The organism is Stenotrophomonas sp. YJH_SMC_48-3, assembly GCF_059369375.1.
Genome location: NZ_JCAFSQ010000002.1, coordinates 216,977 through 228,642 on the forward strand (window position 1 = coordinate 216,977; position 11,666 = coordinate 228,642).

General features: G+C 67.1%; 10 protein-coding genes. 6 read left to right on the forward strand and 4 right to left on the reverse strand.

Annotated features, from left to right (window positions below; all coding sequences use genetic code 11):
* Positions 1-103: 103 nt before the first annotated feature.
* On the reverse strand, positions 104-1,516 hold the full coding sequence (locus AC5P65_RS03900) for a DEAD/DEAH box helicase (protein WP_495215431.1): 1,413 nt from the start codon (positions 1,514-1,516) through the stop codon (positions 104-106).
* A gap of 852 nt (positions 1,517-2,368) precedes the next feature.
* Between AC5P65_RS03900 and AC5P65_RS03905 the strand changes: the two genes are divergently transcribed.
* Entirely contained in the window at positions 2,369-3,358 is a 990-nt protein-coding gene (locus AC5P65_RS03905) for a fumarylacetoacetate hydrolase family protein (RefSeq protein ID WP_019660949.1), read from the forward strand.
* Positions 3,359-3,372: 14 nt separating this feature from the next.
* Positions 3,373-4,041 (forward strand): maleylacetoacetate isomerase, encoded by a 669-nt coding sequence (maiA, locus tag AC5P65_RS03910; RefSeq protein ID WP_111097799.1) that lies wholly within the window; start codon positions 3,373-3,375, stop codon positions 4,039-4,041.
* 33 nt (positions 4,042-4,074) lie between these two features.
* Here the strand turns inward: maiA and AC5P65_RS03915 are convergent, their stop codons facing one another.
* The 3 genes from AC5P65_RS03915 to AC5P65_RS03925 are packed head-to-tail and all read right to left on the reverse strand — an operon-like array spanning position 4,075 to position 8,021.
* Positions 4,075-5,571, reverse strand: a complete 1,497-nt coding sequence (locus tag AC5P65_RS03915) for a UdgX family uracil-DNA binding protein (RefSeq protein WP_111097800.1) — start codon at positions 5,569-5,571, stop codon at positions 4,075-4,077.
* A complete protein-coding gene (locus AC5P65_RS03920; RefSeq protein WP_111097801.1) occupies positions 5,552-6,835 on the reverse strand; it encodes a putative DNA modification/repair radical SAM protein in 1,284 nt (427 codons plus the stop codon). Before AC5P65_RS03920 ends, AC5P65_RS03915 begins: the two co-directional genes overlap by 20 nt.
* Before the next feature lie 58 nt (positions 6,836-6,893).
* Entirely contained in the window at positions 6,894-8,021 is a 1,128-nt protein-coding gene (locus tag AC5P65_RS03925) for a PilT/PilU family type 4a pilus ATPase (protein ID WP_049416904.1), read from the reverse strand.
* 121 nt (positions 8,022-8,142) lie between these two features.
* Here AC5P65_RS03925 and AC5P65_RS03930 point away from each other — a divergent pair, with 121 nt between their 5' ends.
* The 4 genes from AC5P65_RS03930 (at position 8,143) to AC5P65_RS03945 (ending at position 11,622) form a co-directional block, all read left to right on the forward strand.
* Positions 8,143-8,508 carry a DUF4398 domain-containing protein gene (locus AC5P65_RS03930; protein ID WP_005415160.1) on the forward strand — a complete coding sequence of 122 codons (366 nt, stop codon included), beginning with the start codon at positions 8,143-8,145 and terminating at the stop codon, positions 8,506-8,508.
* Positions 8,505-9,389, forward strand: coding sequence for an OmpA family protein (locus AC5P65_RS03935; protein WP_080375071.1), 885 nt, complete (start codon positions 8,505-8,507; stop codon positions 9,387-9,389). Before AC5P65_RS03930 ends, AC5P65_RS03935 begins: the two co-directional genes overlap by 4 nt.
* Positions 9,390-9,713: 324 nt before the next feature.
* Entirely contained in the window at positions 9,714-9,950 is a 237-nt protein-coding gene (locus tag AC5P65_RS03940; protein WP_005407964.1) for an HP1242/YdcH family protein, read from the forward strand.
* Positions 9,951-10,251: 301 nt separating this feature from the next.
* Positions 10,252-11,622, forward strand: coding sequence for a pyridoxal-phosphate dependent enzyme (locus AC5P65_RS03945; RefSeq protein WP_021202680.1), 1,371 nt, complete (start codon positions 10,252-10,254; stop codon positions 11,620-11,622).
* Positions 11,623-11,666 lie beyond the last annotated feature (44 nt).

Here is an 11,666-nt window from a genome sequence, read left to right on the forward strand (position 1 = left end):
GTGCTTTGTCACCCGGTAGCCGGCAACAAAAAAGGACGGCGCGTCAGCGCCGTCCTTCGATAGCCCCCCGCGCAGCGGGAAGCACCCTCCATGTCAGCTGGGATCAGCCAGCGCGACCACCGCCGCCACCCTGGCCACGACCACGGCCGCCACCATTGCCACCACCGCCACGGCGCTGGCCATGGCCGGCACCTGCACGCTGCTGGCCATTTCCACCGCCTTCGCGGCGGCCACCGCCGGCCTTCTTCGGGCCGGCATGCGCATGGCGCGGCGCATCACCGTGCGGACGGCGCGCGTGGCTCTTGCGCGGTGCGCGCTCGCCGGTATCGTGCTCGGCCTTGCCCGGCGCACTGTTGCCCCAGCGGATCGGAACCTGCAGTTCGAAGCCCGGTACATCGCGGATGTCCATGTCGCGGCCCAGCAGGCGCACGATCGCGCGCAGCAGCTTCACTTCATCCTGCGCCACCAGCGAAATCGCCTGGCCGGTCGCGCCGTTGCGGCCGGTACGACCGATGCGGTGCACGTAGTCCTCGGCCACCATCGGCAGGTCGAAGTTGATCACCTTCGGCAGCTCGTTGATGTCGATGCCGCGCGCAGCGATGTCGGTGGCCACCAGCACGGTCACGCGGCCGGCCTTGAAGTCGCCCAGCGCACGCAGGCGCTGGCCCTGGCTCTTGTTGCCATGGATCGCCGCGGTCTTGATGCCCGACTTTTCCAGGAACGTGGCCAGCTTGTCGCTGCCGTGCTTGGTACGGGCGAACACCAGGGTCTGCTCGCGGCTGTCCTGCGCCAGCAGGTGCAGCAGCAGGTCGCGCTTGCGGCCGGCATCGACCGGGTGCACGCGGTGGGTGATGGTTTCGGCCACGGTGTTCTTCGGCGTCACCTGGATCTGTTCCGGGTTGCGCATGAACTCCAGCGCCAGCTGGCGGATGTTGTCCTCGAAGGTGGCCGAGAACAGCAGGGTCTGGCGGTTCTGCTTCGGCAGCTTGGCCAGGATGCGCTTGATCGACGGCAGGAAGCCCATGTCGAGCATGCGGTCGGCTTCGTCCAGCACCAGCAGTTCAATGCCGGACAGGTCGACGCTGCGACGCTCCAGGTGGTCGATCAGGCGGCCCGGGCAGGCCACCAGCAGGTCCACGCCACGGCGCAGGATGTCCAGCTGGTTGCCCATGCCGACACCGCCGTAGATGCAGGCGCTGGGAATGCGCAGGTACTTGCTGTAGCCGCGCAGGCTGTCATGCACCTGGGTGGCCAGTTCGCGGGTCGGGGCCAGGATCAGCGCACGCGGCTTGCGCGGGCCGGCACGCACTTCCTGCGAGGCGGTGCCCAGGTGCTGCAGCAACGGCAGGCCGAATGCGGCAGTTTTGCCGGTACCGGTCTGTGCGCCGGCCAGCAGGTCGCGACCGGCCAGCGCCAGCGGGATCGCCTGCTGCTGGATCGGGGTCGGGTTTTCGTAGCCCTGCTCGGCAAGCGCACGCAGCAGGAAGGGCGCCAGGCCCAGCGATTCAAAAGACATTGAGATTGCTCCAGGTACAAGAAACGCCTGTCCGAACGGACAGACGGGGGCAGATCAAAGTGATCGGCTGACTCGGAGCGTTCCCGTGAACCGCGCTGCGAGAATTGGGTGCAGCCGGCACGAAGCGCAGGCTGGAATGCGTGACGAACGGCGTCGGAGTGGGGGCGGGCGAAGAGGGCGGACCCTGGTCGCCGGCGATCCCGAAGGGAAACGGACGGCCGCTGCAGACCCCGCAAGTCTAAACGATGTTTGAGACTTCACGCAAAAAGGCCTGTTCAGGTAAGGGGTTCTCTCTGCAGGGCTGCGCCCTGCACCCGCAGAGGCCAAAGCGACGTCAACGTCAAAAGCGGGTTTCCTGAGGGATGGCGGGGGGGGCCGGTGGCGGGAGACGCTGCAAGTACGTCCATGTAAGCTCGGTCGCCGCATCCATGCGGCTCACGCCCCTGCCACCGGACCCACCCCGCCTTCGACAGTTTTCCGCGATCTGTCGAATCTCATTCGATCAATTTCGGTGTCTGACGGATCTCGACGATGAATGATGTGGATGTTCGATCAGTCATTGGGAACCTGTCGGGGGTGGGGCGGTGTGGGCGGGCAGGACCGTTGGCGCCATGGATGGCGCCATCGAGCCCCCAGGGATGGGTTTACGGCGTGTCCTGCCCACCCACACCGCCCCGCCATCCCACGGAATGCAGGCTTTTGACGTTGCCGTTGCTTCTGCAGGTGCAGGGCTGCAAGCCCTGCCGAAGCCCCCACTACGGTAGGGTAGGCCGATGCCGCGCCGCAGCTTGGCGCCGCCGCAGATTTGATTACACTTGAAACTTGTTTGCCCACGACTCCGGACACCCACCCATGAAGCTTGGTTCCTTGAAGGAAGGCGGCCGCGACGGCACCCTGATCGTCGTCTCGCGTGACCTGCGCCACGGCGTGCGCGCCACCGGCATTGCCGCCACCCTGCAGCAGGCCCTGGAGGACTGGAGCCACATCGCGCCGCGCCTGAACGCCCTGTACGAATCGCTCAACGCTGGCGACGCCGATGGCGTGTTCGACCTCGATCCGCAGGCGCTGGCCGCACCGATGCCGCGCGCCTATGAATTCGTCGATGGCAGCGCCTACCTGCCGCACGTCGAGCGCGTGCGCCGCGCCCGCGGTGCCGAGGTGCCCGAGAGCTTCTACACCGACCCGCTGATGTACCAGGCCACCAGTGCGGGCTTCTACGGCCCGCGCGATGCGGTCAAGGTGGTCAGCGAGGACTACGGCATCGACCTGGAAGCGGAGATCGTGGTGATCACCGACGACGTGCCGATGGCGGCCACTCCGGAACAGGCCGCCAGCCACATCCAGCTGGTCGGCCTGGTCAACGATGTCTCCCTGCGCAACCTGATCCCGGGCGAGCTGGCCAAGGGCTTCGGCTTCCTGCAGTCCAAGCCGCGTTCGGCGCTGTCGCCGGTGTTCGTCACCCCCGATGAGCTGGGTGCTGCGTGGCAGGACAGCAAGGTGCACCTGCCGCTGCTGACCCACATCAACGGCCAGTGGTTCGGTGCGCCGGAGGCGGGCGTGGACATGCAGTTCAACTTCGCCCAGCTGGTCGCGCATGCGGCCAAGACCCGCCCGCTGGGTGCCGGCACCATCGTCGGCTCGGGCACCATCGCCAATGAAGACACCAGCAAGGGTGCCTCGTGCTTCGCCGAGCAGCGCGTGGTCGAGACCCTGCGTGACGGCAAGCCGAGCACGCCGTTCATGTCCTTCGGTGACGTGGTCCGGATCGAGATGCTCGACGCTGCCGGCAACAGCATCTTCGGTGCGATCGAGCAGCGCATCGAACAGGCGGCCAGGCCCTGAGCATGGAGGCGGCGATGGAGATTCCGGTCGACGACGGCATCGTGCTGTACACCTACTGGCGATCCAGCGCCGCCTACCGCGTGCGCATCGGCCTGGAGCTGAAGGGCCTGGCCTGGGAGGCGCGGCCGGTGCATCTGGTGCGCGACGGTGGCGAGCAGCACCATGAGGCTTACCGCGCGCTCAATCCGCAGCAGCTGGTGCCGACCCTGCTGCATGAGGGGCACACGTTGACCCAGTCACTGGCGATCATCGAGTACCTGGAAGAGCGCTTCCCACAGATGCCGCTGCTGCCGGCCGATCCTGCGGGCCGCGCACGGGTGCGGGCGCTGGCGCAGCTTGTGGCCTGCGATATCCATCCGATCAACAACCTGCGGGTGATGCAGTACCTGGAACGCGACCTGCAGCTGCCCGCCGACGCCCGCACGCAGTGGACCCTGCACTGGATCGCCGAAGGCTTTGACGCGATGGAAGCGATGCTGGCCAACAGCCGCGACACCGGCACCTTCTGCCACGGCGACCGTCCTGGCCTGGCCGACATCTGCCTGTTGCCGCAGCTGTACAACGCCCACCGCTTCGGCCTGGACCTGGCACCGTACCCGACCCTGCGCCGCATCGAAGCGGCGTGCCAAGCGCTGGACGCATTCGACCGCGCGCGTCCGGAACACCAGCCCGACGCTGCCTGACGGGCCGCTTCGCTCGCCGGGCGCGGCCCGGCGCTACCGGTCCCCGGTCCGTGGTAGCGCCGGGCCATGCCCGGCGGATGCCCCATCCCCTCGCAACATCTGCCGAAGGTCTTCCCGGAACAGCCGATAGCCGGCCTCGCGGCGTGCATCGTCGGTCTGCCGCAGCACCCACGCCGGGTGCACCGTGGCGTAGCCGCGGGTGCCGTCTTCGAGGGTGTGCCAGCGTCCGCGGTCGCGTGAGAGGTCGAAATCTCGACCGAATACCGAGGCTGCCGCAGTCGCGCCCAGGCACACAATCACCTGCGGCCGCACGCGCGCGATCTCACCCATCAGCCAGGGCCGGCAGGCCTGGATGTGACGGCTCTCCGGCCGCTTGTGCAGCCGCACCTTGCCGCGCCGCTCATGGTGGAAGTGCTTCACCGCGTTGGTGAGGTACAGCTGGGCGCGATCGATTCCCAGCTCCGCCAGTGCGCGGTCCAGCACCTGGCCGGCGGGTCCTGCGAACGGCTGCCCGCGCAGATCCTCGGTGTCGCCGGGTTGTTCTCCGACCAGCATCACCCCGGCCCCTGCCGGCCCCTGTCCGAACACGGTCTGCGTGGCCTGCTCCCACAACGGGCACTGGCGGCAGGCGCTGGCCTGTCCGCGCAGATTGTCCAGGCTGCTGGCTTCGGCTGCCGATGCCGGAGGGTTCGCTCGCAGCGGAATCCTGCGTTGCGGTGCCTGCGCGGGACGGTCATGCATTTCCTGCACGCGGTCGGCGGCGTCGCGCACCAGGCGTGGCAGCAACTGTGCTTCAGGCAGGTGGCGCCAGTACTTGGCCGGCATCTCCTGCATCATCATCCGTGTGTTGAGTCGCGCCGGATTGAAGATGCTGGCGTAGTAGGTCTGCCACAGCGACTCGCGTGCATCCTCGGCCGGGGCGTCCTCGCGCAGTGCACCGGGGCCGAAGGCAAGCGCCTGCCCATCCCAGGCGACGCTGCGCGAAGGCGTGAGGATGGCCCAGCGCATGCCGGTGAAACGGCGCGCGAAGAACGGCGCGACCCGGTCGACGATGTGGTGCTGCGGCTCGAACCAGGCGATGAACGCATCAGGCTGGCCAGGCACTTCGCGGAAGCGCACGAATGCCTTCATCTTGTGCGTGTCGCGGCGGACCGCCTGTGCCATGGCCATCGCCCTCAGTACGTCGGCATCGGCAGGGTTTGACAGCACCGAGCGTTCGCCATGGGCGATGCGCCACAGCAACCGGTACAGGAGGGCCATGCGTTGTCCGTCGCGATGGCACAGGCAGGTGGCCGCCAGTTCCAGGAAGTCGCGCGGTACCGTCGGTGCGCCAGCATCGGCCTGTGCGGGCGCCGAGGTGACCGCGGGCGCGTCCAGCAGTGATGCGTCGCTGCCCTCGAGCCAGTCCAGCTGCTCCGGCGCGACGCCGCGCAGCAGGGCTTCGCGCGCACCGCTGCGCCAGGCCTCCAGCGACCATGGCGGATCCACCCGCAGCGACCAGCGCTGCGCGTCAGGCCGCGGACGGGGCATCGAACAGCGAACCCTGTCGCGGCGGCGGGGCCAGCTGCGCGCGCAGCGCCGCCGGGTCGTCCAGTGCTTTGCGAGGGTGATGGTCGGCCAGCAGCACGAACGGCAGCAGCTTGCTCATCGGTGCCTTCAGGCGCGCGATGTCGGCCACGCGCAGCCGCCCGTGACGGCGTGCCATCAGCACGCGCTTGACGTTGCGCACGCCAAGGCCGGGCACCCGCAGCAGCATCTCCTTCGGTGCCCGGTTCAGATCGACCGGAAAGCGCTCGGGATGGCGGATCGCCCAGGCCATCTTCGGGTCGATATCCAGGTCGAGCATGCCGTCCTGGGTGGTATCGGTAATCTCATCCACGTCGTAGCCGTAGAAGCGCAGCAGCCAGTCAGCCTGGTAAAGGCGATGTTCGCGCTGCAGCGGTGGCGGCTGCAGTGGCAACTGCCGGCTGGCGTCCGGAATCGGGCTGAACGCGGAGTAGTAGACCCGGCGCATGCGGTAGTTGCCGTACAGGCTGTCGGCGCTGGCCAGGATCTGCCGGTCGTTTGCCCCGTCCGCGCCGACGATCATCTGCGTGCTCTGCCCGGCCGGTGCGAAACGGGGAGGACGCGGGCGAGTGCTGCGGATGGACGTCGGTGCCACCGCTGTGGGGGCCTTGCGAGCTTCCTTGGCTTCCTCGATGCGCCAACGCAGTTCGCCCATCGCGCCACGGATGGAATGAACCGTCTTCTCCGGCGCCAAGGCGCTCAGGCCGGCTTCGGTCGGCAGTTCCACGTTGATGGACAGGCGGTCGGCATAGCGCCCGGCACTGGCCAGCAGTTCCGGCGAGGCCTCGGGAATGGTCTTGAGGTGGATGTAGCCGGCGTAGCGGTGTTCTTCGCGCAGTTGCCGGGCTACTTCCACCATTTGTTCCATGGTGTAGTCCGCATTGCGGATGATGCCGCTGGACAGGAACAGGCCCTCGATGTAGTTGCGCTTGTAGAAGTCCAGGGTGAGCGTGACCACCTCATCCACGCTGAAACGTGCACGGGGCACGTTGCTGGAGACCCGGTTCACGCAGTAGGCGCAGTCGTAGACGCAGAAATTGGTCAGCAGGATTTTCAGCAGCGAAACGCAGCGGCCATCCGGTGTATAGCTGTGGCAGATGCCCATGCCCTCGGTGCTGCCGATACCGCCGCTGGCGCGTGAGTCGCGCTTGCCCGAGCCGCTGGAGGCGCAGGAGGCATCGTATTTGGCGGCGTCAGCCAGGATGGCAAGCTTGCGGATGGTTTCCATTGCGGAAACCTACGGATCGGCGGTCTCATTGGATGAGACCGCCCCTGAACCCTTCAGGTCAGAACCCGTGGGTGATGCTCGGCGCGCCGGCCGAGAAATCCGCGTACGGGTCGTGTTCGCCGCTGCTGCCTTCGGACAGGCGGAACTTCAGCGCCAAGCCATCGCGCGAGTCGGCCGCGCGCAGGGCCTCCTCCTGCTCGATGGTGCCAGCCTTGGCCAACCGGAACAGGCACTGGTCGAAGCTCTCCATGCCTTCCTCCAGCGAGGCTTCCATCGCCGCCTTGATTTCGTGCACCTGGCCGCGGCGCAGCAGGTCGCGGATCATCGGCGTGTTGATCAGCACCTCGGTGGCCGGCAGGCGTCGGCCCTCCTTGTTCTTCACCAGGCGCTGGCTGATCACCGCGCGCAGGTTCAGCGCCAGGTTCATCAGCACGTTCTTGTGCGCGCTTTCCGGGAAGAAGTTGAGGATGCGCTCGATGGTCTGGTCGGCGTTGTTGGAGTGCAGGGTGGCCAGGCACAGGTGGCCGGTCTCGGCGAAGGCGATCGCCGCCTCCATCGTTTCCGCATCCAGGATCTCGCCGATCAGGATCACGTCCGGCGCTTCACGCATCGCGTTCTTCAGCGCGTTGTGGAAGGCATGGGTGTCCAGGCCGACCTCGCGCTGGTTGACGATCGACATCTTGTGCTTGTGCAGGTACTCGATCGGGTCCTCGATGGTGAGGATGTGACCGGTGGTGGTGCTGTTGCGGTGGTCGATCATCGACGCCAGCGAGGTGGACTTGCCGGAGCCGGTGGACCCCACCACCAGCACCAGCCCGCGCGGGGTCATGATGACGTCCTTCAGCACCTGCGGAAGGTTCAGCTCCTCGATGCTCGGGATGCGGCTGCGGATGGCGCGGATGACCATGCCGACCTCGCCCCGCTGCTTGAACACGTTGACGCGGAAGCGCCCGGCGTCGGGCAGGGCGATGGCCATGTTGAGCTCGAGTTCGCGCTCGAACTGCGGCACCTGGCCCTCGTCCATCAGCGAGTAGGCAATCTTCTTCACCATGCCCGGCGGCAGGCCGGTGTTGCCCAGCGGATAGAGCTTCCCCTCGATCTTGATGTAGACCGGTGCCCCGGTGGTCAAAAACATGTCCGAAGCGTTCTTTTCGGTCATCAGCTTCAGGAAGTAGCCGATATCCATTGCGAATTTTCCCCAACGAAACGGCCGACGCCCGTTGCCAGCACGGTGTCGGCTTGACGACAATGGCCGTGAACCGACAACCGGTACGGCCTCCCCAATGAAACGACTTAGCTTCGCACGAATGCGCCATGGCCTGTATGTGATGGCGTTTGCATTCGCACTGTCTGCCCCCGCCTGGGCGCAGGACGCCGCCCTGGAACTGGCGCAGGCCCGGCAGGCGGTCGACAAGGCCACCCAGGCCGATGCCGACCAGTACGCCCCGGACCTGATCGGGCTGGCCCGGCAGGGGCTGGAGCAGGCCCAGCGCGCCGCAGGCGACCGCCGCGAGCGCAAGAATGCGCCGGCGATGGCCCTGCGCGCCGCCGCCGATGCCGACCTGGCCCGCGTCCGCAGTGAGGAAGCCACCGTCACCGCGCAGCTGCAGCTGCGCCGCAACGAGGTCAACCAGCTGCAGCGCCAGCTGTCGACCGGGGAGGACCGCCGGTGAAGCCGATGACCGCCGCAACCCTGGCCGCGCTGCTGGCGCTGCCGACCCTGGCCACGGCCGCCGACAACCCGATGGTGGCGCAGCTGAGCCAGCGCCTGATGGCCATCCAGGCCAACCCCGATACCGCTGAGCTGGGCGCCTTCGAGCGCATGCAGGCGCAGCAGGCCATCGCCACCCTGGACAAGGCCAAGCGCCGCGACCAGGAGCTGGCCACCTACCTGGCCGAGCGCCGGGTGGAGATTGCCGAGACCGCCGTGCGCACCGCGCTGGCCGCGCGCGAGGTCGACCGCCTGGAGCGTACCCGCAGCGACCTGCTGATCGAGGCCAGCCGCCGCGATGCCGCCCGTGCCCGCCAGGAAGCCGAGCAGCTGCGCATGCAGGCGCAGATGCAGGCCGAGGAGGCCGAACGGTTGCGCCAGGCCGCCGAAGCCGAGACCCTGGCCCGCCAGGACGCCGAGAACGCCCTGACCAGCGTGGCCGGCAAGCAGCAGCAGCGTCTGAGCGCCGCACAGCAGAACGCTGCCAGGCTGGCCCGGGAGGAAGCCGAGCTGGTGTCCGGGCAGAAGCTGCCCGGTTCGAAGTTCGACGCTCGCGGTGAGGTCTTCACCTTCGGTGGTGACGCGTTCGCCGCAGGCGCCTCCAGCCTGTCGGGTGGCGCCCGCAACCAGGCCAAGGCCCTGGCCGAGTACCTGAACATCGGCAAGAAGGGGCGCCTGCGCATCGAGGCCTACGACAGCGCCAACGGCGTGGGCCAGAAGCGTGCCGAAGCGCTGCGCGACGCCCTGGTCGCGGGTGGTGTCGCCAGCAACCGCATCCAGGTCAGCGGCAAGAAGGCTGCGTCCACCCGGGCGCGCTCGGCCGAGGTCATCATCGCGCCGTAATGCATTGATATTGTTTGTTTTTCGTTGCGATGAGCATTCAGCCTGAACCCCGCCCCGGCGGGGTTCGGTCTTTTTGACGCAGGGGTCTTGTACCCCGCCTTGAGCAGGCGTAGGGTCAATCGTCCGGGACGCAATGCCGCGGACCGGACGATGGGAGGGCCGGGCCGATGCAAGCAGGGCGCGAACCGCAGCAGATCGACGTGCGCAGGCCAGTGCCGCAGGTCGTTGCAGGCGTCCAGGTGGCCATCGACCGGCGCTCCTCCATGAACAACGCCCCGTGCCTTTCGGCCGGGGCGTTCGTGTATCTGTCGAAGGAGGTCCATCATGTTTGAAGATCAGCCCCAGAGCGAGATCGACGCACGTCGCGCGCGTGATCCGGAGTTCAGGGCACTCCATGACCAGCACCGCAAGTTGAACAAGAAGTGCATGGACGCGGAGTTGGGTGTACTCCCGATCGATGATGTCACCCTGGGTCGCATGAAGCGCGAGAAGCTGCTGGCCAAGCAACGTCTTCTGCGAATGTACGAAACACCGCTCCCAACGACGTCCCCCACGCTTTGACGCACATCGTCGCGCCCGGAACGGCGTGACCCGGCCATCGATGGCCCTGCCGGGGGCTCCTGCCCTGGCATCGCGGCCGCGCCGATGAGGCGGCCGCGCCAAGGCACCACAGGCGGTGGTGCCTTGGCCTTCAGGCACAACTCACCGATGCGGGCGGCACCGGTCTCCTCGTCGATCCGGGGCCGTCCGCATCCCTTTTTTGCGGGCTTCCGGCCCCGCGGCGCAACGACCTGACATTCATCGCCATCCGACGGATAATCATCGGTCCGGCCCTGCGCGGCGCGAATCGAAAGTCCTCCGAATGCCCATTCATTCTTCCGTCCTCGAACTCATCGGCCAGACCCCGATCGTCAAGGCCCAGCGCCTGGACACCGGCGTCTGCGAGCTCTACCTGAAGCTGGAGAGCGCCAACCCGGGCGGATCGATCAAGGATCGCATCGGCCTGTCGATGATCGAGGCGGCGGAGCAGCGTGGCGACCTGAAGCCGGGCGCGACCCTGGTTGAAGGTACCGCCGGCAACACCGGCCTGGGCCTGGCGCTGGTGGCACAGCAGAAGGGCTACAAGCTGATCCTCGTCGTTCCCGACAAGATGAGCCGCGAGAAGATCTTCAACCTGAAGGCGATGGGCGCCGAAGTCCGCCTGACCCGCTCGGACGTGGCCAAGGGCCATCCGGAGTACTACCAGGACCTGGCCAAGACCATCGCCGAGCAGACCCCGGGCGCCTACTTCATCAACCAGTTCGGCAACCCCGACAATCCGGCAGCGCACGAATTCGGTACCGGCCCGGAGATCCTGGAGCAGATGGGGGGTGACCTCGACGCCATCGTGTTCGGCTGCGGCAGCTCCGGCACCATGACCGGCCTGTCGCGCGCGTTCGCCAAGCTGTCGCCCAAGACCGAGCTGGTGCTGGCCGATCCGGTCGGCTCGATCCTGGCCGAATACATCAACGACGGCGTGCTCAACGACAAGTCGGGCAGCTGGCTGGTGGAGGGCATCGGCGAGGACTTCCTGCCGTCGATCTCCGATTTCAGCCGTGTCAAGAAAGCCTATGCAATCAGCGACGCCGAGAGCTTCCACACCGCGCGCGAGCTGCTGGGCAAGGAAGGCATCCTCGGCGGTTCGTCCACCGGCACCCTGCTGGCCGCAGCGCTGAAGTACTGCAAGGAGCAGACCACGCCGAAGAAGGTGCTCGTACTGGTCTGCGATACCGGCAACAAGTACCTGTCGAAGATGTACAACGACTACTGGATGCTGGACAACGGCTTCCTGCAGCGCCCGCAGCACGGCGACCTGCGCGACCTGATCCTGCGTCCGTACGGCCAGCGCGACACTGTCGTTATTGGCCCGAACGACCTGCTGACCACCGCCTACCAGCGCATGAAGCTGTATGACGTGTCGCAGCTGCCGGTGATGGACGGTGACCAGCTGGTCGGCATCGTCGATGAAAGCGACGTCCTGCTGCATGTCTATGGCGACGAAGCGCGCTTCCGCGACACGGTTGCCACGGCGATGGTCAGCAAGCTGGACCGGCTGGACGTGAAGTCGCCGATCGAGGCCCTGCTGCCGGTGTTCGACCGCGGCCAGGTGGCGATCGTGATGGACGGCGATGCTTTCCTGGGCCTGATCACCCGTATCGACCTGCTGAACTACCTGCGCCGTCGCGTGCAGTAAGCCGCCGATCACGGCAGTTCACCGCTGAATTCCGGTTTATTCGC